The organism is Yaniella soli, from assembly GCF_054782375.1.
This window is the reverse complement of record NZ_BAAGSP010000001.1, coordinates 1-21,974: the sequence shown is the minus strand read 5'-3', so window position 1 is coordinate 21,974 and position 21,974 is coordinate 1. Positions and strand designations below refer to the sequence as shown.

Here is a 21,974-nt window from a genome sequence, read left to right as displayed (position 1 = left end):
CTCGACGAGCACTGAACATGCCCAGCCGGTAGAGCAGTTTTGCCATGGAAGGACTCCTGAATCCTGAGCGGGTCGGGTCGACGAAAATGTGCAGCACGAAACGGACCCGTGGAGGTTTGTACCTCCTCTACGATAAACAATACGCTGCGTCTCGCAAAACCCGTGACCCTAATTACCGGACAATTGTGTCCAAATCCACACGACTTTGTTGGCTGAGGCTTTAACGACCGACCCCGTCGACTACGACGTCGACCAGCGCATCAAACCACTCAGGTTCAGGTGTCACCCCAGAAATCAGCCGCAAGATAATCGGATAGACCAGTGCGCCGAAGGCTGCTGACAGGTCTGCATCCTTGCGTAGGCCGCCACGGTCTGCCTCTGCCGCAAGCCGCTTATACGGTACGGCGGTGAGTTCCAGGCTGTTCTGGGTCAAATAATCTTCGAAGTTCACTTCTTCGACGATGGCCGCTGAAATCAGCGAGCGTGCCAAGGAGACGCTCTGAGCGTTAAAGACACTGTCCCGAAGCACCTGGACCCACTGCCGCAGATCATCTCCGAGGTGACCGGTGTCTTGGACTTCACCGATGTGCATTTTGACGTGACCGGCCAGAATGGCCTCTAACAGCACGGAGGCTTTGGTCGACCACCAGCGATAGATGGTCTGTTTGCCGACGCCGGCTTCAGCAGCGATGCCTTCGATCGTCAGGGATTCATAGTCTTGGTGTTGTTCCTCAAGGAGCCGGGCCACAGCATTCAGCACAGCTTGGTGTGAGGTCGTGCTGCGTGGCCGTCCGCGCGGTGATTTCTCAGGTGCTGGAGTCACAGCGTCCATCGTAGTTCTTTCCTCCCAAGGGCCGTGGTGATATAGGCACTATAGCGGCAATCGTGCATTGTACTCGTTGGTGTGGCATCTTCGGATTCGGTAATGTCAGTACATGAGGCCAAACATAGATCGGTGCTACAGGCGCCGAAGCATGGCAAGAAATTCTGAGACTTTAAGGAGACACCTGTGTCGATCGTGGTTATTAACGCGCTGAGCGTTCCAGCAGGTCAAGGTAGCGAACTCGAAGCACGTTTTGCAGCACGCAAACATGCCGTGGATCAAGCCCCAGGTTTTGAAGGATTCAACCTGCTGCGTCCCACCGGTGACAACGAGCAATACTTCGTCTACACCCAGTGGGCGTCACGGGAAGATTACGAAAGCTGGCGTGATTCTCGCGACAATGCTGCGACGCATGCTTCTGAAGACGGCAAGCCTCGTCAGCCGGTTGCAACGGGTGCCGAATTGCTCGAGTTCGATATCGTGGAGTTGTAATTGGCCACCGAGGGAAAGATTTTACCGATCGTCATTCATGGCGATCCCGTCCTGCATAACCGTGCGGCAGAGGTTGAAGAAATCAACGACGACATCCGCCAGTTAGTCGCCGATATGCACGTCACCCAGGAAGCAGCACGCGGTGTTGGGCTTGCTGCCCCACAGGTTGGCGTTGGGCTCCGCATCTTTACCTGGGAGTTTGAGGACACCGGCGATGCACCGACCACCGGTGAAGTGCTCAACCCGGTACTGACGCTGTTAGGCAAGGTGTCGCAAGAGGACCCTGATCCGGAAAGTGAAACGGAAGGCTGCCTGTCGGTGCCTGCCCTGTCCTATCCGTTGAAGCGTTCGGATCACGTGCGACTCCAGGGATTTGACGTCGGCGGTCACGAGATCGATTTTGAGGCCACGGGCTGGTTTGCTCGGATTTTGCAGCACGAGTTTGATCACCTCAATGCCACGCTGTACGTGAACCGACTCAATCCTCGCTGGGCCAAGCGTTGGAAAAAGGAACTGCGCAAGCAAGGTTGGACGACCGCAGGCAACACTTGGATGCCCGGTGAAGATTCCGATCCATTTGGTCACGATGATGACGAAGCGGTCGAAACCTCAAACTAATCAGAATAATGAAACGCCGTGGCCGCTGCAGCAGATTGCTGTAGCGGCCACGGCGTTTGATGCGCTAGGCCCGAAGGACTAGTGCACTATGGTTGCTAGTTTTTTGGGAAGACCTGCAGGTTCTCCCCCGCCAAAGTTTCTACCGCACGCACAACCTGGGTTGAGTAGCCGTATTCGTTGTCGTACCAGACGTAGAGCACCAGGCTGGAGCCCTTGGAACCTTCGTTGACGATCGTGGCCAGACCATCGACGACGCCGGCGCGGTTGGAACCAACAAAATCGTTGGAGACGGCGTCGTGCGAGTAAATGTAGTCGATCTGTTTGCTCAGGTCACCGGTCAAGGATTCCTGACGCAGACGGGCGTTGATCTCTTCTTTCGACGTTTCCCCGTCGAGTTCCAACTTCAAGATCGCCATGGACACGTTGGGCACCGGCACACGGATGGCGTTACCCGACAGTTTGCCGGCGAGTTCCGGCAAGGCCTTGGCCACGGCGGTAGCTGCACCGGTCTCGGTGAGCACCATGTTCAGACCCGCTGCACGTCCACGGCGTGAACCCTTGTGGAAGTTATCGATGAGGTTCTGGTCGTTGGTGTAGGCGTGCACGGTTTCGACGTGACCGTGGTGAATACCGTATTCATCATTGATGACCTTCAACACCGGGGTGATGGCGTTGGTGGTACAGGATGCAGCAGAGATGATGGTGTCGTCTTCGGTGATGTCATCGGAGTTCACGCCAAAGACGATGTTCTTCAAATCGCCTTTTCCAGGGGCCGTCAAAATAACTTTGGATGTGCCCTTGGCCTCCAGGTGCTGACCCAGACCTTTTTCGTCACGCCATACACCGGTGTTATCTACAACAATTGCATTGTTGATGCCGTATTCGGTGTAGTCGATCGATGCCGGATCGGAGGCGTAGATGATCTGAATCTTCGTGCCGTTGGCGGTAATGGTGTTTGCTTCTTCATCGACTTCAATGGTGCCGTTGAATGCACCGTGTACCGAGTCGCGACGCAGCAGTGAGGCACGTTTGGTGATGTCGTCATCGGAGTTTCGACGGACCACAATCGCCCGAAGACGTAGCGTGGTGCCGCCACCGGCGTGGTCGAGCAAGATACGAGCCAACAGACGGCCGATTCGTCCAAAACCATAGAGCACCACATCGGTGGTGTCGCCGAGGCCTTCGCCGTTTTTGTCGACGATATCTGCGAGTTCGGTACGAACAAATGTTTTCGCGTCGCCACCGACGTCACGGAATTTCTTCACCATTCGAGCCAAATCCACAGAGCCAGCGCCAAGGTTCAGGTCTGACATCGCCTGCACAATGGCGAAAGAGTCGTCTACCGGAAGCGTTGATTCATCAACCTGGCGAGCGAAGCGGTGCGCCTTGAGAATATCGACGACCGACTGGTGCACGAGACTACGACCATAAATGGACGTCACGACATTGTTATTGCGGTACAACGACCCAATGAGCGGAACCATTTGCTCTGCCAACTGCTCGCGTTCGCTCCACTGTTGTAGAGTCTGACGCGTGCTGGCGGTGATATCTGCCACGTTGTGGTCCTTTTCTGCATAGTGTGCGATTGGCGGAGCAGCCAACCTATGAAAACATTCTCATCTTAGCGTTTCAGGGCAAAGGATACCTATACACTAAGCCGGTGCAAAGTCGTGCCGCTACCGGCGAAGCAACGGCAGCTCGTCACTGGTGGTGTACACGGGCTCGTCTGGACAATTGGTCAGCACATCACGGATCGCGGCGTATTCGGCTTGTGTCACCCAGAGCTCGTATTTGGCTTTGACGGCGGTTTGAACGGCAACATATTCGCACCGAAAATCTGTGTTGGGTGGCAGCCACGTGGCCGCATCGCCATCCGATTTTTGTTGGTTCGCGGGGCCATCGACGGCCAAGAGGTTCAACGGATCATTGGCAAAGCGCTCCCGTTGCTCCTCCGAGAGCTGTTGGGCGCCTTTTTGCCAGGCATCAGAGAGGGCCACGACGTGATCGATCTGGACTTCTTGCGACGTTTCAGCACCGCGCATGAAATCAATCGCGGTTGCAGTAAACGGATCCTGCAGCACACCGGTCAGCACAGTACACCCATCATCGTCGTGGATGACGCTTTCTAAATCTCGGCTGAGTATGTCGTTTCGACCGTCACAACCGTTGCCGTCGGGGTCCAACCAGCCATCGCCAAACTCGTCACGACTATACCCGGTTTGTGGTGCGCGTCCTTTGATTTCCAGGGTTTCTAGTTGCTCTGCGGCGCTGCCGGCTTGGGGCACATAGTCTTCTTCGGCGGGGAAGACAAAAGTGGCGATCAGATAGATGCCGATGACGACCAGTGCGATGGGCAATGGGAGCTTGGCGAGCTGTGAGGTTTTGCGGCGACGCTGCTGAGACAATGGTTTCTTTCAAAGAGCTGACGTGGGACGGGATGGAGTGCTATAAGCCGGATTCTGTGAGCGCACAATTATGAGTCGTGCGCTTGATGATCATCTATCTGGTCGCCGCGTTACCGCGGGACTCAAGCGATCAACCCGAACACTGGGCGGGCAGCCTCATAACGTGTTCTGCTTGATCTTGCACCGGATGGGGTTTACCGAGCCGGGCGCGTCGCCACGCCCGCTGGTGGTCTCTTACTCCACCCTTTCACCCTTACCCCAGCAAGTGGGGCGGTCTACTTTCTGTGGCACTAGCCTGCGGATTGCTCCGAGTGGGTGTTACCCACCATCCTGCCCTGTGGTGTCCGGACTTTCCTCGACGTGTGGTCGCGATCATCCGCAACTCCATCCCGAAATTCTCATTTTAGCGAAGATTGTCCAGCCGCAGTAATCGGAGCTACTACACTCAAACTTATGCTGATTTTGTTGCCCCCTTCCGAAGCCAAAACCCCGCCACACCACGGAGCCCCACTCGCGTTTAATGACCTCGTTTTTCCGGAACTCTCTGGCGAGCGGCGCACGATGATTCAAGAGCTTCAGGTTGTGTCGAGTCTGGGCAACGCTCACGAGGTACTAAAAGTCGGCAAAACTCTCACGGAACAGATCGAAGCAAATCAGCATATTCTTGACGCACCGGCCGCACCCGCTTGGCAGGTATATACCGGTGTTCTGTTTGACGCTCTGGATTACGGCACGCTTGAGAACGTAGACCCCGACGTTACGCTAGTATTCTCAGCGCTGTTTGGCGTCACGCGGTTAGCTGATGCGATCCCGAATTATCGCTTCCCGGCGACGGCCAAACTGCCGGGCATTGGCAATGTGGGCACGTGGTGGCGTGAGCGGCTCACGTCGGAGCTGGACGAATACGTGACCGGTCCGATTATTGATTGTCGTTCGAGCCCGTATAGAACGTTTTGGAAGCCCCGGTCGTTTCGAACCGTCACGGTTGATGTGTTCCAGTATGTCAATGGTGAACTCAAGACGGTCTCGCATTGGGCCAAACAGACTCGTGGTTTTGTGGCACGGCACTTGCTACAACAACACGCGAAGCAACCTATCGCCTCATTAGAGCAGGCTGCAGAATCTGTGAGTGAAATCTATGAGACCGAGCTCGTCCCGCCGACTGAACGCACAGCAGGTTCACTGCGCATCGTGTTGAGCTGATCAGTTCCGCACCAGAATCGCACCGGTATCTGGGCAATAGGTTAGCTCGTTGGCTGGTTGTTTTTGGATCTCAGCCAGTTCCGCTGGCGCAATCGGGACACCGGCACCGGATAGACCATCGGGCTGGAGTTGCATTACGCCGGTGCCGTGGTTTTGGTCGCGGATTTGTTCATACTCGGCCACGAGGTCGGCCGGTAGATCCTCAACCAGTACGGAGCGTTCAGCGGTGAGCTCTTTTCCTTGTTTGGACAGTTGTTGGCCCTGCTCATTAAGGGTCGTGATGCGCGCATTGACGGCTTGTTCCGCGTTGACAATTGCCGTTTTAGCCTGCTCGAGGCTGTGCTGCGCCTCTTCGAGGGCTTGTTCGGCTTGGAGCTGTTCCTCTTCGAGTTTGCCGATGCGGATCGTCAGCTCCGCAATTTCCTTGGTCACGCCCGGGACATCACGTGAGGAAACTTCATCAGCATCCATCTGCGACTGCATCCTGTTGCGTCGCGTGGTGGTCTCTTGCACAACTTTTGCGGCCTCGTCGACCACCGTCTGTCGTTGAGCTACCTGGGTTTCTTGCGCCTTTGCGCGTTCGACCGCTGAGGCTCCTTCGCGCCGCAGGCCTGCAAGCTGTTCGTCCTGACGGATCTCACTTAGCTGTGTACGCAACGGTGCAAGTTGATTGTCCAAAGACTGCAGATCAAGCAGTTGGTACTGCTGTTCGGTGGTTGCGGTGATGCTCATAAAAAATTAATCCGTTTCGTCGTGAGTTGTTGTCGCGTTGTCCCCGGAGGTCAAAATGAAGTCCCAGGGATCGGTATTGATGGCCGATACAGCCGAAGTGATGCTAAACCCTTCATCAGCCAGGGCTCGCTCTAGGGCGTTTGCACCGGCTGGCAGCCAGAGCCACTCCGAGGCGAAATGTGACACGTCAATTAAATAGGGACGATCAGATCCCATCATGGCTTGTTCTCGAGCTTCGGATGCGGGATGGTGTCGCAGATCTGCGGTGATGTAGACATCGGCTTCATGGTCACGGACGTACTCGAATAAGCTGTCGCCCGCTCCCCCAGTGATCGCAACTTTCGAGACGATACCGTCGGGGTCCCCCGCGACACGAACGCCGCCGGCTACAGCAGGCAAAGCGCCGTAGACCCGTGTCGCAAACTCTTCCAAGCGCATGGCGCTGGGCAGCGTACCGACTCGACCGATACCTTCTTCGGTCAGGCCATCCTGCGCGGCGGCCAGTGGCACCGTGTTCTCTAGCCCAAGAATTTCCGCTAGGACATCTGAAACACCACCCACCGCCGAATCTGCGTTGGTGTGTGCGGTGATCAACGCGCACGATTGCTCCACCAGCGTGTGTAGTACTTTGCCCTTAAACGTAGAGGCGGCCATGGAGGTCACCGGCCGCAAGAAGAGTGGGTGGTGGGTAATGACGAGATCCGCACCAGACGCAACCGCTTCATTGGCAACTACTTGCACCGGGTCTACGGCCCAATGGATGCGTTGGATGATCTGCTCGGGGCGACCGGCCACGATGCCAGAGGCGTCCCAACCCTCCTGCAAACCCAATGGCCATAGAGACTCCATGGCACTGACGACCTGGGAAAGTGTGGGATGTACGGCTGGTTCTTCTGGTGTGTACGCGGATGCCATGTCACCCATTGTGCCTGGTGAACGCACTGAAATCACTGTTTAACGTTCCGCACGCGCCACCAGGGAATAGTAACGGTTAGGTAACACCCAGAGCAAATACAGCAAATTATGAGGTTTTGCTCGAATCGCTGCAATGCTGCGGATCAATAACTGAAACAGCGCCGACACGACCACTTAAGCGTTTCATCAGGTTGCGTTTTGATAACAGGAATGTCACGGTTAATAACGATCTGATAACGGAACGTGCTGGAGGCAGCTTGTTCCAAACAGAAACCGGAAATCCTTCCACTTCGTTTTTGAGGGAACTACTATGACCTACACCACTCGCCGAGCACGCATCGAAGCCGAAAAAGCCGAACTGATTGCACTGCGGTCACGTCGGAACAAGAAATTCTCGATGGGAATCGCTGGCCTCGCAACCGCTGCAAGCGCGTCCATCTTCGGTATGGCCCCTGCCAATGCTGCTATTGAAGATGTCCCAGCACAGTCGAGCACCACTTCAAGCTCAACCACAAGCTCCGCTGGCACCTACACCGTACAAGCCGGTGACACGCTGTCATCCATCGCCAATGCCCAGGGCGTTTCACTCAATGACCTCATGAATGCTAACGGCCTGTCGGCATCATCGATCATCTACCCGGGTGATCAGCTACAACTCAGCGGCGGTGGCTCGGCAACCACTTCGACCGCAAGCACCAGCGATAGTGGCACCGGCGATTCAACCGGTATCCAGACCGCTTCGACTACCTCAGCGACCTCATCGAGCGGCCATGCCGCAGCCGATGCAGCCGTCGATATCGTCAACTCCGGTGTGAGCTACCAGTACGGCGCAACCGGCCCAAGCGCTTATGACTGCTCCGGTCTCACCAGCGCGGCATTTGCTCAAGCAGGCATCGATCTGCCACGCACTTCCAGCGCCCAGTACAGCGGTGGCCAGAAGGTTTCGCTGGACAACTTGCAGGCCGGTGACCTCGTCTTCTGGTCCAGCAACGGCTCCGCATCGGGTATCTACCATGTTGCCGTCTACGTTGGCGACGGCCAGATCGCCCAGGCCCGCAATCCACAGTCCGGTGTGAGCATCGATTCGCTGGATTCCTACAGCCAGCACTCCCCACCACTGAACACTGCAGCACGCTACTAAACACAGCAGCGTCGTAGAAGCTTCGCGGTGGCACCGAATATTGGTGCCACCGCGAGCTGTTTTAAACCCCAACTCCACACGCACCGAACAGGTTCTGGCACAGGCGGCATCCGTTTGCTATACCTGGAGCATGACTACACAAGCCACAGCCTTGCTCACCCCGTCCACCGGTGCACCTTTTGAACGCGGTAGCATTACCCGTCGCTCATTGAATAGCGATGACGTGCTGATCGAAATCGCCTACGCCGGTATCTGTCACTCAGATATTCACAACGTCCGAGACGAATGGGCACCCGGCATATATCCGATGGTTCCCGGACACGAAATCGCCGGGATCGTCACCGAAGTCGGATCAGACGTCACCAAATTCAAGGTCGGGGATCGTGCCGGGGTCGGCTGCTTCGTTGACTCGTGTGGCACCTGCGGCCCTTGTCGTGCTGGAGAAGAACAGTTCTGCGAACAGGGCGCAGTGATGACCTATAACTCCACTGACTATGACGGCGACGTCACCTACGGTGGCTATTCAACCCATATCGTGGTGAAACAAGACTACGTGCTGCACATCCCTGACTCGCTTGCACTGGACTCGGCCGCTCCCCTGTTATGCGCTGGCATTACGACCTATTCACCCCTTCGCCACTGGAACGCCGGACCCGAATCCAAAGTCGCGGTGATCGGCATGGGCGGACTCGGACACATGGCTGTCCAATATGCTCACGCAATGGGCTCGCATGTCACTGTCATCTCCCAGACACGTGCCAAAGAAGAAGACGGCAAACGTTTTGGCGCCGACGACTACCGGGCTATGAATGAAGAGGGCACGCTCAAAGCCCTTCGCGACAGCTTCGACCTGATCATCAATACGGTCTCTGCAGACATTGATCTCAATGCCATGCTCAAAACGCTGAAACTTGATGGCACGTTGGTTTTCGTCGGTCTGCCGGAAAACCGTCAAGATTTCACCGTGTTCTCGTTGACAGCACAGCGCCGCTCATTGGCCGGGTCAAACATCGGCGGTATCCGCGAAACCCAGGAAATGCTGGATTTCTCAGCGGAGCACGGGATCACTTCACAGGTGGAAGTCATCGACGCTGACCAGGTCGATGAGGCCTATGAGCGGGTTGTGAACTCAGATGTGCGGTATCGGTTCGTGATCGATGTCGCGACGATCTAATACACAACGCGCGAAGACGTCTTGAGATTGGGCACGATGAACAACGACTTTGCACTTGATGCCGTAGCTGCTGGTCTCCCAGCTGCCCGGTTGATTCCGGAGCTGTTGGCTGGTGGCCGCCACGGTGATGCACCATTGCGGGGCGTGGTCGTTGCGCCACCGGGTACAGGGAAGACCACCGTGGTGCCACCGACACTGGCCAATCGATTGCGGCAACAATCCCGCGACGGCAAAATTGTCGTGACCCAGCCGCGCCGAATGGCCGCCCGCGCTGCCGCTCGACGACTCGCCCAACTCACCGGCACGCAGCTCGGCCGAGAAGTCGGCTACACCGTACGCGGCGACGCGAAAACCTCCGATGCGACACGCGTGGAGTTCCTGACCACCGGCGTGCTGCTACGTCGGCTGATCAGTAATCCCGAAGCCACCGGTGTCTGTGCGGTCGTGCTCGATGAAGTGCACGAACGCCAGCTAGATACCGACATGACCTTTGCGATGGTCCAACAGCTCGGCCAGTTGCGCGATAGCACGGATCCGCTGGATATCGTGGTGATGTCTGCCACCCTGAACGCCCAATTCTGGATTGAACTCCTGCAGGACGATGACGAGCCAGCACAGCTGTTTGAAGTCGAAGCCGCCCACTATCCGCTGCGCGAGCAGTGGGCGCCTTTGCCCGGCACCCAACGAGCGCTCGATGCCCGCGGCGTCACTCGCGAATTCCTCCACCACGTGGCCACCACGGTTCACACTACGGCGGCGGCCGAACGGCACGGTGACGTGCTCGTGTTCCTACCAGGCGCCCGCGAAATCAATGTCGTTGCCCAACAGTTGCGCGATCTACTCCCCGACAACGCAGCAACCGAAGTGGTCACGTTGCTTGGCTCTACACCGTCCACCGAGCAGGACCGCATCTTGAGTCCGCGAGACACAGCTCGAGGCCAACGCATCGTGCTAGCAACCAACGTGGCTGAATCTGCGTTGACCGTGCCCGGCGTACGCACCGTGGTCGATGCAGGGTTGGATCGCCAGTCACGCCTGGATACCGGTCGGGGAATCGCCGGGCTGGTCACCGTTGGCGCTGCCAAATCCTCGATGGCACAGCGCGCCGGGCGTGCCGCTCGTGAAGCGCCTGGTCTCGTCGTGCGATGCCTTGGTGACGCCGACTTTGCCGCTCGACCAGCGCATGCACCCGCAGAGATTCGTACCGCCGATCTGACCCAAACGGTGCTCGATCTGGCGTGTTGGGGTGCCGCCGACGGGTCCGGTCTTCGACTGCCAGAACCCATGCCAGCTCGAACCTTCGCCACGGCCGTCGACGTGCTCACCCAGCTAGGTGCCCTCGATGGAAATCATCCCAGCCCCAACGTCACCGAGCTAGGACGCAAACTCGCACAACTACCGGTGGATCCGCGACTAGGCCGGGCGCTTTATGACGGGGCGGAATTCGTGGGGCCACGATTGGCTGCCCAGACGGTCGCCGCCCTCGCATCAGATCAGCGAGCTGACGGCGCTGATCTTGGCAAGCTCTTACGCCAATTGCGCACCGAGAAACCGAAACGGTGGGTCGACGACGCTGCACGGTTGTTACGAGCCCTGGCCCGCGACACTCGAGACCAGGGCCCAACGGATCCGATCGATGTGGGCATGGTGGCCGCGTTGGCCTATCCGCAACAGATCGCCCGGCGTCGCCAAACCCAAGCACAACAGCATGCTGGCAGCGAATACCTGCTCGCGTCAGGCACCGCAGCGGTCTTACCGCGTGGTTCGTTGCTGGAAGGTGTCCAGTGGCTAGCGATTGCCGATATCACCCTGCACGGTGAGCGTGCGATCATCCGGGCGGCAGCAGAAATCGATCAGGACTACGCCGAACTGGCAGCGGGCTCATTGCTCACCGAATATACCGAGGCACGTTTCGTCAACGGCAAGGTTTCGGCACGTACGGTGAAACGGCTCGGAGCCATTGAGCTGTCATCAACACCCGTCAAACCAACCGTCGAGCACACGCGTGATGCAGTTGCAGCCGACATGCAGCGCACCGGCATCCTGCAGTTCTTCAATATCGACCCGGGTGCGCAACAGCATGCGTCTTTCCTTGCGCTGCGGGCTCGCATGGGGTTGCTGCATCGCGTATTCGGAGCACCCTGGCCGGACGTGTCGGATGGTGCACTCACCGAGCGACTACACGACTGGTTGACACCTGAGATTGAGCAGTTGGCTCGCGGTACTCGAACCGAACGCATCGATCTGACGTCTGCCCTGCGGCGGCTCTTGCCTTGGCCAGAGGCCGCACGGCTCGATGAGATGGCACCCGAGCGGATTGCTGTGCCCTCGGGGTCGAATGTGCGACTCGACTGGCCTCCACCCGAGTCGCACACAGACGATGAGATTGCTTCGCCGGTGTTGGCAGTAAAGCTGCAAGAATGCTTTGGCTGGACCGCTTCTCCAACGGTGGCTGACGGGCGTGTCCCGATCGTGCTGCACCTGCTATCACCGGCTCGTAGACCACTTGCGGTCACCGCTGACTTGGCGAACTTCCGGGAGCACGTCTACCCTCAGGTGCGTGCTGAAAATCGTGGCCGGTATGTGAAACATCCCTGGCCCGACGATCCGTTCAGTGCTGTCGCCACAGCGAAAACGAACCGAGCGCTGCGCGGTGAACAATCGCGGCGAAAGCGCTGAGCGTGCCAGACTGGCACCATGACGAATACATCACAACAGTTGATAGACGAGATCGTCCGTCTGGCAGCGGCACACGATCTCACGATCGATCAGTCCACGGTTGCGGTCAACGAACTCGGGTTAGATTTTCGTGTCGCCATTGCGCGTACTGATACCGGTGACCAGTGGGTGTTGCGCATCCCTCGTCACGCCGACGTCACCACACGAGCTGAGGTGGAGGGGCGACTGCTACGTCTCGTGGCTGGGCACTTAGACGTAGCGGTTCCGGACTGGCACATCCAAACCTCCGAACTCATCGCATATCCCCTGTTGCCCGGTACGCCCGGGCTCGAACTCGATGCCCGAAGCGAGCCGCAGTGGCACGCGGATGTGTCCAGTACTGCATTTGCCTCAACTCTTGGCAACATGTTGGCCCAGCTGCACAGCATCGACGTTGAACAGGCGCGGTCGACCGGTGTTCAGGTCCGCTCACCCGCTGAGGTACGCGAAGGCTGGCGCGAGGACATTGCCACAGTGGCTGCAGAGTTCAAGATCGCACCGGGCCTGTTGGATCGCTGGAACGCATGGTTGAGCGATGACAGCTACTGGCCGACTCACTCTGTGCCGACCCACGGCGAGGTGTATCCGGGGCACACCTTGGTTATCGATAACCGGGTGACGGCCGTTATTGATTGGACGACGGCAGAAGTCGGCGATCCAGCTCGCGATTTTGTCTTTCACCACGCCACCGCTTCAACTACGGCGTTCAACCTCACGGTCCAGCGGTACATCGACGGCGGGGGCAGCGTGTGGCCAAAATTTGGTGAGCACTGTGCTCACAGGTACTCAGCCAGCCCCGTCAGCTACGGCCTCTACGCGCTGACCACAGGCGACGAGGAACACCGTACCGCCGCCGCGGCACAGTTGAATCCTTCAGAAGCTAGCTGATGAGACGTCGCGTTCCAGCCAATGAGCAGTGACTCCACGAGATCTTGAGGACACCGTGATAGTCAGGTCTTCCGATCCAATCAGCCATGATTCACTGTAGGTGATGACTTTGCCAGCGTCGTAGGGACAACGCACCTTGGATACCGATGTATTCACAGAATTTCACTGGACCGTTCGACATCCCTCTGAGAGATTCACTCCGAATGTAGCCCTGCACGGTGTGCCAAAATCGCAAGTTCAGTGCGATCACGAGCATCAAGCTTGGTGAGGATTCGACTAACATATGTTCGAACCGTGGCCGGGCTCAGAAATAATGACGCCGCAATTTCGCTGTTCGTCGCCCCTTGAGCAACATGGCCCAGGATATCCATTTCACGTTCGGTCAGGTCACTCAGATCTACATACTCCACATGATCGGTAGCCGGTTGTGACGCGACGGCCTCCATGAGCTTGCGAGTGATCTGTGGTGACAACAGATTACCTCCATCAGCCACCGTATGGATGGCTTTTCGCAGTTCGTATGCTCCAGCATCCTTGAGCAAATATCCAGCAGCGCCTGCCTTGACGGCATCGACAATATCCTCATCGTCATCGAACGTCGTCAGGATCACGACGCGAACACCGTCTAGCTCAGCCTCCTGGCTCATCTGATGGGTTGCCGCAATTCCATCGAATACCGGCATGCGGATGTCCATGAGCATGACATCTGGCCGATGGACTCGTGCCGCGGTGATAGCCTGCTGTCCGTCACTGGCCTCAGCGGCTACGAATATTTCAGGGTCCAAACTCAACAGGGTTCGCAAGCCGGCACGCACCAGATCCTGATCATCTACCAACACCACAGAAATCATGACTCCTCCTGCCGTTGGACCGGTAGTGCGGCGTGCACGATGAAACCTTGGGCGTCATGCAGTGCGGTCAGCCAGCCTCCTAAGAGAGCGGCACGCTCAGCCATCCCGTTGATGCCCGCACCGGATGCTGCATTCGCTGTCGCGTCACGTGCCGGACCCTCGTCAAAGACGGTCACCGTTAGCATGTCTTGTTCTTGGTGGATCCTTACGACCGCTGCTGTCGCTTCTGAATGTCGCAGCACGTTAGTCAATGCTTCTTGCACAATACGGTAAATCGCGGTCTGGACTGACAATGATAGGGAACGTTCGTTGATCTGTGGATCAATATCCATCTTAACATCCAAGGGAATGGATTGCGTGATGTGTTCCCGCAATGCGGTCAACGTCGTGACAGTACGATGCCGTTGACGTCTACGAAGCATTTTGACCGTCTGCCGTAGTTCCGACAGCATTTGCGAACTCGTCTTGGTGACGACCTCCAACGCATCTTGGGCTTCCTGTGGGTCGTGATCCACCGTTTGTCGGGCAACATCTGCGTACATGGACACCACGGTGGCTTGATGGCCCAAAGTATCGTGTAGGTCGCGTGCAATGTTCGCACGTTCGGCCGCGAGCGCCGCATGTGAACGGCTGCGTTCTTCGCGGGCCGTTGACTCGACCAAGCGAGCCGTACTGTATTGCAGTTCACATCGTAAGCGAAGAGTGACTCCCAGCGCAATGGCGGCTGCCATCAAACCGACCTCACCGGCAAGCTCGTAGCCGATGATCCGATCTAGATCCTGACCTTGTGCGATACGGACCACGTAGCTGATGGTCAACAGTGCCGTTGCAGCCATCACTGGCCACAAAACACGTCGAAATTCAGCGGCGCTCAGCAGTGCGGCAGCGGTTGGGATGCTCAGCCCGACAGCTGGATAACCAGCCATGTAGTAGGCCAACAGAGTGATGACCGTGACCCATAAGACGACCAATGGATAACTGCGACGGACCAGTAGCAACGCGCCCAGACCAAATGCCCAAAAATAGGCGATGGCATCAGGTGGCTGATCACTTGCTTGGTCCGCGGTGATCATCCACGACACCGCGAGAAACACGACAAAACCCAGCAGCGCATCCCCGAGGGAGGCGCGCAACTTGAGCAGCCGAGCTTTCACCATGTACCCAAGTCTATGAACTCAGGCTGTCAGGCGCTATCGCTTCCAAGCGACTCCGATTGTCGCTTCCTGATGACCTCGAGACACCACCGGAGACGGATGTGCGACATATGGCTCGATTCGTAGCGTGAGGGGTATGAATACAACACCAAATCAAGGACTCGGCCTCCCGTGGTGGGCGATCATCGGTCTAGCATTATTGGCGGTTCCACGAGTCGTTCTCCACGATCTACACCTGATTGACGAAGGCACATGGCTTAATGCGCTGTTTGTTTGGGTCCCACCGATCGTCTGGATCACCGTGGTCGTCGCCAAACGCATCCCCCGCCCGTTCGTGGCATTACTGTCGGTCGGGGTGGTCTACGGCCTTTTGCTTGCCGGCGGACATCTGCTGTTTTGGGATCAAGCGTTCCCTGCAGGCAACCCTCAGCTTGGCGGAAACCTCGCAGATATCGACCCTGTCGCGCAGTCTCTCATTTTCAAAACATTTGCTACCTTTAGCAGTGGCGTGACAGGAACCCTGGTGGGGGTCATCTGCGGACTCATCGCAACCGGTCTGAGTAAGCTCATCTACCGTTCCCCACACACCGGAGGAAGTTCCACATGAGCTCACCGGTCAAACGAGAGTCTGAACCAGTTCAACAAACACTCCGATAGCGCGACGCACCTCATTCAGGTTGAGCATCAAGCTTATGGCAAGAAACTGTCATTCTGAGGGAATAATTCCCTCAAGCTCAGTCAAGAACCCCTGGAGCACTGGTCCATTCGTCTGTGCACCTGCTTCTCCCTCGGTATAGAACAGCGACACGGCCAGATCTCCGTGGGTTGCCATAATCCAGGTATGGGCAAGATCTTCTCCGTCCTCGACGTATTGGGCAGTACCGGTCTTGGCAAGGACCGGAGCACCCGGTACATCTTGCAGAATCGGTACGGTGCCTGTCTCTACCGGTCCGGACATGAGCTCGGCCAGTGTGGCCGCTTCGTCTTCGGTCAGCGGTTCATTACCCAGCAGGTTCTCGTTCTCAGAAGGATCCACCGATGGCTCGCTCATCAGCACCGGTGTGACGGTCTCACCGGCAGCAATTGATGCGGCGACGGTGGCCATGCCCAGCGGGGAGGCTTCTACAACACCCTGACCGAAGAGACCGGCAGCGTGCTGTCCATCGTCAACGTCAGTCGGTACCGAACCGAGGAACGCGCCGTCGAATCCGACGACGGGCTCTTCGACCAGACCAAGGGCTGTCGCAGCATCATGTTCTTGTTGTGGTGAAATCTCGTCCCACTGATTGACGAAGACGGTATTGCAGGATTGAGCGATCGCATCGGCCAGGGTGATCTCCCCGAGGAAGGCCGTCGGATAGCCGTCAAAGTTTGAAATCTCGGTGCCACCAATGTTGGTGGTCTCGGGGCACGTCACGGTTGATTCGGGTGTCGCACCATTGCGCAGCATGGCCAGAGCCGTCACCATTTTGAATGTGGAGCCGGGAGGATAGGCGCCAGACATCGCCAGTGGCCAGCTCGTCTCGGCAGGGCCGTCGGCAGCTGCCAGAATATGGCCGTCCGATGGACGAATAGCCACCATGCCGGAGGGCACGTCGGACTCATCAAGCATTTGTTCTGCGAGTTCTTGAACTCGGGTGTCGAGCGTGGTCGTGATCGAGGTCCCGTCACTGGCATCGCGGCTAAACTCCACGGGCTGACTCGTCGGCTGCTCGCCGGTGGCCTCCGCGTTATCGACTGTAATGGTGAGCCCGTCGGTCCCGGCTAGCTCATCGTTATACATCCGCTGTAGTCCGGACAATCCGGTCGACTCGCCCGCGATCAACTGGCCGTCAGAGTTCTCAATTTGTTCGGCGTTCGGCTGACCAAACGTCCCCAACAGCGACCGGGCAAATGTGCTGGTCGGCCCGAGCACCATGGTGTCTTCATTCGCCACGGCACCTTGGATCTCATTGATTTCATCGAGCGGGATCTCGGTTTCGCCATCGTCGCGCAGCACGATGAACTCAACCCACGCGAGCTCACCGGCATTGAGCGTCCGGTCGACGAAGGTTTCCGCCTCGAGATCGAGTGCTTCCGCCAGGTCGGTGGCTGATTGAGTCACTGCCTCTTCGATCTCGGCGTCGGTGGGCTCGGCGTCATCGGCCGAGAGTTGATTCCGCAGATGGGTTTTGTCGATGCCGATCTTTCGCACAGGACGGTCAGTGGCCAGCGACTGACCTTCACTATCGAAAATATTCCCGCGTTCTGCAGCGTCAGTGGCCACAGCGACCTGGCCTCCGTCTGCCAGGCCCGGTACGAGTGTGTCGGAGGAAAGCTGCGGGATCCATGTTGCGTTTTCCTCGTTCCACACCATCATGGCTTGGGTGGTATACGACCACATTTCGGAGGACTCATCGGGGGCGTCTTCGCCAGATTCAGCTTCAGATTCTGTTTCGGGTGCCGCCTCGGAGCCGCCAGTTAGATCCCATGTGACGGTGTACTCCGCTGTCGCGGTGGTTGTGTCGTCGTCATCGTTCTCATCGATGCTCGCGGCGTCCAACGTGACAGTGACTGGATAGTTTTCCAGTGCAGCGGTGGCTTCGGCCAGGCGCTCTGGATCGACTGACTCATCAGTCAACGTGGCATCCTGGAGTGCTTCGAATTGGTCTGAGCCGAGTTGTTGGCCAAATTGTTCGGCGGCTTCGGTGGGATCATCCGCGCTCGGGCCGCATGCAGTCAGGCCCAACGCGCCGATGAGTACAAGTGATAATCCGACGGTTGCACGCCGTCGGCGAGACGACCGTGCCTGGTCGGAAGATTGTGGTGTGGTGAAAAGTGATGAGGCTGACATGGTGCTCAGTCTACTGCTGCACGTTGCCGTCACGCGCTTGCTTACGAGACTATGTAGGCCACTGAGCCACTAGCCTGGAACTATTCGTACAAAACCCCAGCACCGAAGTTGCCTCGTCCCCTTGGTCACAGTGTTGTGTCTTATCGGGCTCATTGGAGCCGTGGTCGTTCTGGGACCTCGAGTCTTCAATGATCTCCAAGACTGGGACGGGTCACTTCCGTGGAACCCGGAATGCACAGTCAAGACCTCGGACGATAAAATTGGTCTTAGCCGCGACGAAGCCAAACATGCCACAACTGCGGTGGCACTGTCTGCTCGCGGTTTGGAAACGCCGGAGACTTCCGAAATCGATCACGCGGTGATGCAACGCTTGGCCGATGGCCCTGCTGCGGACGCTGGTCCGAGTCTGAGTTGTCGGGCTTCCACCGCCGACGATCTTCCCCAGCAAGAGCCAACCGACACCGGGTTGACGCCACGCGCTGAGCAAGTACGTGACCAGATGACCGAAGTCTTTGGTGACCTGCCCATTGGTGGGTTCGCACCCGGCGGTGTCGATCACGGGCATCAAGAGAACTCAACGCACTATGACGGCCGTGCCATTGATATCTTCTTTCGTCCGGTATCCGAAGAAAACCGGCGTACAGGATGGCAGCTGGCACACTGGTTGATTGCGCACGCTGAGGACCTAAACGTCCAGTACGTGATCTTCGACGATCAGGTCTGGAGCGCCCGTAGCTTTGGCGGGCAGTGGCATGACTATAAGGCAGCGGATCCGGACAATGAGATCCTGCGTCACCTGGACCACGTGCACGTCGATGTCTTGGAGGGCGAGACGCCCGGCCGATCGTAACAACGTAGCCCGATAGTACTGTTGATCTCACTCCCGGCTGCTGGGACACATCCTCAGATTCCATTCGGAAGGAGCATCAGTGCCTACTGGAACATCACGCCTCAATAAGCGGTTGCTTGTCTGGTTGAAACAACCAGAGACCCTGACAGATCTGTTACAGGTGACCAAAACCGTCATCGCTGCGACGGCAGCATGGGCAATTGTGGCGTTGTGGTGGGGCTCTGAGATCGCGTTTCTGGCGCCCTGGACCGCAATGTTAACCGTTCATGCCACCGTGTATCGTTCCTTCTCCAGCGGCATCCAATCCACCTTGGCGTCCGCCATTGGACTCACACTGTCATTCGTGGTCGGTCACTTCCTCGGGGTGAGCCTCGCAACCTTTGCCCTTGCGCTGTTTGTCGGCCTCGTGGCGGCCCGGCTCAACTGGATCCGTGATGAAGGCATGGCCATTGTCACCACGGTGATCTTTGTGTTGGCCAGTGATTACCAGGACCAGGAACACCTGATGGTAGATCGGTTCGCCGAAGTGGCCATCGGGGTGGCCATGGGCATCATCGTCAACCTCCTGATCGTTCCGCCCCTCAGGAATCAACAGGCCCAACGCTATGTCAACCACGCCAGCGAGCGCATGGGTAATATTCTGGTGACCATGAGCGCGGAACTATCCGACTCGTGGAACACCGATGAGGTGCACGAGTGGCTGACAGAAATGGAATCGATGAGTGACGAGCTTGATTCGGCCTGGCAGATCGTACGTTTTGCGCGCGAAAGCGAGCGTGGCAACCCACGACGTCTCCGACCGTGGACTCGGCGGTCCCAGCAGCAGCACTATGATGAAAATGCAGACCGCAGCTACGAAGAGATACTGCAAAGCATGGATGAAGGAGTCTCGCACCTGAGTCATCTTGCGCGGACCTTGCGGGACGCTACCTATCAGCAAGGGGCCTGGGACACCGGATTTCGAAAGGAATGGGTGAAGCTTTTGCATGAGACCGGGGATGCACTCGGTGATACGGATGCGACCCTCGAGCCGTTGTTTGACCGTTTGGATGAGATTGCTCTCAAGTTTTCCCACGAAGACGACCTGCCGGCCCGTGGGTGGCCGGTGTACGGCTCACTGTTAACCAGTCTGCGCCATATCATCACCATCGCTGCAATGTCGCCAAAGATTGAGCGCGCTGCTTCGTGAACCTGCGCTAAAAAGTCGGGTGATGCCATGGTGTACGTCACACTCAACTGGTAGCGTCGGTGGTACGACCTACGCAGCAGCAAAGGAGATGAGACTCATGCATGAAACAACGAAAGCAACATTCACGGGGGCCAGCTTCGGACTTGCGTCTTCGCTAGGCGTGGTCATCGTCCGCTACTCCATGGGCCAACGCGACATGTCGGAAATTGGTTTAGCGATCCTGCTGGTCCTGTTTTTCACGCTGTTCGGTGCTGGCATCTGGTACTGGGCGCACAAGTGGAATACGAGAAGCCACCAAACCGCATCAAATTGCGACCCGGGATCTGCCCCATCAAACACCAGTTACTAAAACCTCAGTAGCGACCCAACCAGCCGAATGGGCTGCTTCCTCGAAGCCGTCTAGGCGTATTCTGCAAGGTCCCTGAGAGCTCAGTCTGTCTCGTTGACTCCTTAAATCTGGCGGGGCTACTGTTCACAGCATGCCCGTACAGACCCTGAGACCTGCACAACCTGCAGCACCTACCCACAGATCCTTTCGACCCGAACTCCAGGGGCTGCGTGCATTGGCTGTTGGATTGGTCGTGATCTATCACCTGTGGCCCGATCGCCTCAGCGGTGGTTTCGTGGGTGTTGACGTGTTCTTCGTCATCTCGGGATTCCTGATTACGGGCCATCTCTACCGCGAGCTGTCCAACACCGGCACCATTGAGTTGAAAAAATTCTGGGCGCGGCGAGCTATGCGCCTACTGCCGCTGGCCTTTACCGTGCTGGCCGTCAGCGTGGTAGCCCTGCTCTTCTTTGTGCCACAGACCGTCTGGGAAATGAACGTCCGACAAATGCTCGGTGCGTTACTGTATGTCGAAAATTGGGTTCTCGCGGCCGATTCCGTTGACTACATGGCCGAAAATAATGAACCCTCCATGGTCCAGCATTACTGGTCGTTATCCATCGAAGAACAGTTCTATATCCTGCTGCCGATCCTATTGCTCGGCGTCTACTTACTGATCAAGCGCATTCGCCGGAACCACAGCGGACCGGGCGTAGATATACACAAGGTGTTCATCGCAACGCTGGGTACGCTTCTGGTGGGATCCTTTGTTTTCTCCGTGGTCTTTACCGATCACAGCGCAGCACAGGCATATTTCATCACGCCAACGCGGTTCTGGGAGTTTGCAGCAGGCGGTCTACTCGCGATGCTGCCAGCCGCGACCCGACTGCCCCACCGCACTCAAAACCTCCTAGGCTGGGCAGGAGTCGCCTGCATCGTTGTTGCCGCCTTCGCCTTCAGCAGTGACACCCCGTTTCCAGGCTATACCGCATTACTGCCGGTAGTCGGCGCGCTGTTGTTTATGCGCTATGGGGCACAGCATGAAACCACGGGCGTGTACTGGTGGGCGTCACGTCAGCCCGCGTTACGCATCGGTGATTATCTACCTATGGCACTGGCCGTTGATCATTGTCGCAAGTTACCAATTGGACTCGTTTGGATGGCCTGCCAAGCTTGGCGTCATCGTTGTGACGATTGTGCTCTCGGCTGCTTCTCAGCGGTGGATAGAAGATCCACTCCGCCATGCCCCAAAGTTCAAGCGTCCGGGCCGAGCCTTCACCGTCATGGGCACCAGCATGGCAACGCTTACCGTGCTCACATTTGTTGTGCCGCACACCCTGATGCCGGATACCGATCAGGACGTTGCGATTTCTAAGTGCACGGGCGCCAACGCCCTGCTAAATGATTGCGACCACGTTGGCACGGAAGGTGAACCCGCGATTCCTTCAACCCAGGTGCAATCGGAGCAAGAGCAACCAACACACGCCGAATGCGTGATCCCCCGCGGGGAAACGAATGATAATCGAAGCGACTGCAGCCTCGGGGCCCCAGCAGAGACGGCTAAGAGATTGCGCGGATAGGGACCGGAAATTGGTGATTGGTTCGGGCGTGTCGCACAGGACAGGCATGGGGAGCTCGCGTTTCGATGGAAGTGCAAACC

General features: G+C 57.4%; 20 protein-coding genes and 1 other RNA gene. 12 read left to right on the top strand and 9 right to left on the bottom strand.

The window, feature by feature from the left end:
• Positions 1–220: 220 nt before the first annotated feature.
• On the bottom strand, positions 221–823 hold the full coding sequence (locus ACYVJT_RS00105) for a TetR/AcrR family transcriptional regulator (protein ID WP_343959268.1): 603 nt from the start codon (positions 821–823) through the stop codon (positions 221–223).
• A 186-nt stretch (positions 824–1,009) separates the two neighbouring features.
• Between ACYVJT_RS00105 and ACYVJT_RS00100 the strand changes: the two genes are divergently transcribed.
• On the top strand, positions 1,010–1,315 hold the full coding sequence (locus ACYVJT_RS00100; protein ID WP_343959270.1) for an antibiotic biosynthesis monooxygenase family protein: 306 nt from the start codon (positions 1,010–1,012) through the stop codon (positions 1,313–1,315).
• Positions 1,316–1,933 (top strand): peptide deformylase, encoded by a 618-nt coding sequence (gene def / locus ACYVJT_RS00095; protein ID WP_343959272.1) that lies wholly within the window; start codon positions 1,316–1,318, stop codon positions 1,931–1,933. It abuts the gene before it with no gap.
• A 95-nt stretch (positions 1,934–2,028) separates the two neighbouring features.
• Here def and ACYVJT_RS00090 read toward each other — a convergent pair whose 3' ends face one another.
• From ACYVJT_RS00090 to rnpB, 3 genes are all read right to left on the bottom strand, one after another.
• On the bottom strand, positions 2,029–3,489 hold the full coding sequence (locus tag ACYVJT_RS00090; RefSeq protein ID WP_343959274.1) for a glyceraldehyde-3-phosphate dehydrogenase: 1,461 nt from the start codon (positions 3,487–3,489) through the stop codon (positions 2,029–2,031).
• A 120-nt stretch (positions 3,490–3,609) separates the two neighbouring features.
• Positions 3,610–4,338 carry an HNH endonuclease family protein gene (locus ACYVJT_RS00085; RefSeq protein ID WP_343959276.1) on the bottom strand — a complete coding sequence of 243 codons (729 nt, stop codon included), beginning with the start codon at positions 4,336–4,338 and terminating at the stop codon, positions 3,610–3,612.
• Positions 4,339–4,365: 27 nt separating this feature from the next.
• An RNA gene (gene rnpB, locus ACYVJT_RS00080) (RNase P RNA component class A) lies at positions 4,366–4,727 on the bottom strand.
• A gap of 64 nt (positions 4,728–4,791) precedes the next feature.
• Between rnpB and ACYVJT_RS00075 the strand changes: the two genes are divergently transcribed.
• The gene (locus ACYVJT_RS00075) at positions 4,792–5,541 is read left to right on the top strand and encodes a YaaA family protein (RefSeq protein WP_343959278.1); all 750 of its coding nucleotides are present in this window, start codon (positions 4,792–4,794) and stop codon (positions 5,539–5,541) included.
• Here the strand turns inward: ACYVJT_RS00075 and ACYVJT_RS00070 are convergent, their stop codons facing one another.
• Together ACYVJT_RS00070 and ACYVJT_RS00065 are read right to left on the bottom strand one after the other, a co-directional pair.
• A complete protein-coding gene (locus ACYVJT_RS00070; RefSeq protein ID WP_343959280.1) occupies positions 5,542–6,273 on the bottom strand; it encodes a zinc ribbon domain-containing protein in 732 nt (243 codons plus the stop codon).
• Between the two features lie 6 nt (positions 6,274–6,279).
• Entirely contained in the window at positions 6,280–7,188 is a 909-nt protein-coding gene (locus ACYVJT_RS00065) for a Nif3-like dinuclear metal center hexameric protein (RefSeq protein WP_343959282.1), read from the bottom strand.
• A gap of 310 nt (positions 7,189–7,498) precedes the next feature.
• On the opposite strand from ACYVJT_RS00065, the gene ACYVJT_RS00060 reads away from it, so the two are divergent.
• The 4 genes from ACYVJT_RS00060 to ACYVJT_RS00045 all read left to right on the top strand — a co-directional run bounded on the left by ACYVJT_RS00060 (position 7,499) and on the right by ACYVJT_RS00045 (position 13,109).
• Positions 7,499–8,329: an NlpC/P60 family protein gene (locus ACYVJT_RS00060; RefSeq protein WP_343959284.1), complete on the top strand. Its 831-nt coding sequence runs from the start codon at positions 7,499–7,501 to the stop codon at positions 8,327–8,329.
• Between the two features lie 130 nt (positions 8,330–8,459).
• Positions 8,460–9,503 (top strand): NAD(P)-dependent alcohol dehydrogenase, encoded by a 1,044-nt coding sequence (locus ACYVJT_RS00055; protein ID WP_343959286.1) that lies wholly within the window; start codon positions 8,460–8,462, stop codon positions 9,501–9,503.
• 36 nt (positions 9,504–9,539) lie between these two features.
• Positions 9,540–12,182, top strand: a complete 2,643-nt coding sequence (gene hrpB, locus ACYVJT_RS00050; RefSeq protein ID WP_343959288.1) for an ATP-dependent helicase HrpB — start codon at positions 9,540–9,542, stop codon at positions 12,180–12,182.
• 18 nt (positions 12,183–12,200) lie between these two features.
• Positions 12,201–13,109, top strand: a complete 909-nt coding sequence (locus ACYVJT_RS00045; RefSeq protein WP_343959290.1) for a macrolide 2'-phosphotransferase — start codon at positions 12,201–12,203, stop codon at positions 13,107–13,109.
• Positions 13,110–13,303: 194 nt separating this feature from the next.
• Here the strand turns inward: ACYVJT_RS00045 and ACYVJT_RS00040 are convergent, their stop codons facing one another.
• Positions 13,304–13,960 carry a response regulator gene (locus ACYVJT_RS00040; RefSeq protein ID WP_343959292.1) on the bottom strand — a complete coding sequence of 219 codons (657 nt, stop codon included), beginning with the start codon at positions 13,958–13,960 and terminating at the stop codon, positions 13,304–13,306.
• Positions 13,957–15,117: a sensor histidine kinase gene (locus tag ACYVJT_RS00035; protein ID WP_343959295.1), complete on the bottom strand. Its 1,161-nt coding sequence runs from the start codon at positions 15,115–15,117 to the stop codon at positions 13,957–13,959. Before ACYVJT_RS00035 ends, ACYVJT_RS00040 begins: the two co-directional genes overlap by 4 nt.
• A gap of 133 nt (positions 15,118–15,250) precedes the next feature.
• Between ACYVJT_RS00035 and ACYVJT_RS00030 the strand changes: the two genes are divergently transcribed.
• A complete protein-coding gene (locus tag ACYVJT_RS00030) occupies positions 15,251–15,721 on the top strand; it encodes a hypothetical protein (protein WP_343959297.1) in 471 nt (156 codons plus the stop codon).
• Between the two features lie 99 nt (positions 15,722–15,820).
• Here the strand turns inward: ACYVJT_RS00030 and ACYVJT_RS00025 are convergent, their stop codons facing one another.
• Entirely contained in the window at positions 15,821–17,947 is a 2,127-nt protein-coding gene (locus tag ACYVJT_RS00025; RefSeq protein ID WP_343959299.1) for a penicillin-binding transpeptidase domain-containing protein, read from the bottom strand.
• A 160-nt stretch (positions 17,948–18,107) separates the two neighbouring features.
• On the opposite strand from ACYVJT_RS00025, the gene ACYVJT_RS00020 reads away from it, so the two are divergent.
• From ACYVJT_RS00020 to ACYVJT_RS00005, 4 genes are all read left to right on the top strand, one after another.
• On the top strand, positions 18,108–18,797 hold the full coding sequence (locus ACYVJT_RS00020) for a VldE C-terminal domain-containing protein (protein ID WP_343959301.1): 690 nt from the start codon (positions 18,108–18,110) through the stop codon (positions 18,795–18,797).
• A 79-nt stretch (positions 18,798–18,876) separates the two neighbouring features.
• Positions 18,877–19,986: an FUSC family protein gene (locus ACYVJT_RS00015; protein ID WP_343959303.1), complete on the top strand. Its 1,110-nt coding sequence runs from the start codon at positions 18,877–18,879 to the stop codon at positions 19,984–19,986.
• A 97-nt stretch (positions 19,987–20,083) separates the two neighbouring features.
• Positions 20,084–20,335, top strand: a complete 252-nt coding sequence (locus ACYVJT_RS00010; RefSeq protein ID WP_343959305.1) for a hypothetical protein — start codon at positions 20,084–20,086, stop codon at positions 20,333–20,335.
• Positions 20,336–20,465: 130 nt separating this feature from the next.
• Entirely contained in the window at positions 20,466–21,689 is a 1,224-nt protein-coding gene (locus tag ACYVJT_RS00005) for an acyltransferase family protein (RefSeq protein WP_343959307.1), read from the top strand.
• Positions 21,690–21,974: the final 285 nt, after the last annotated feature.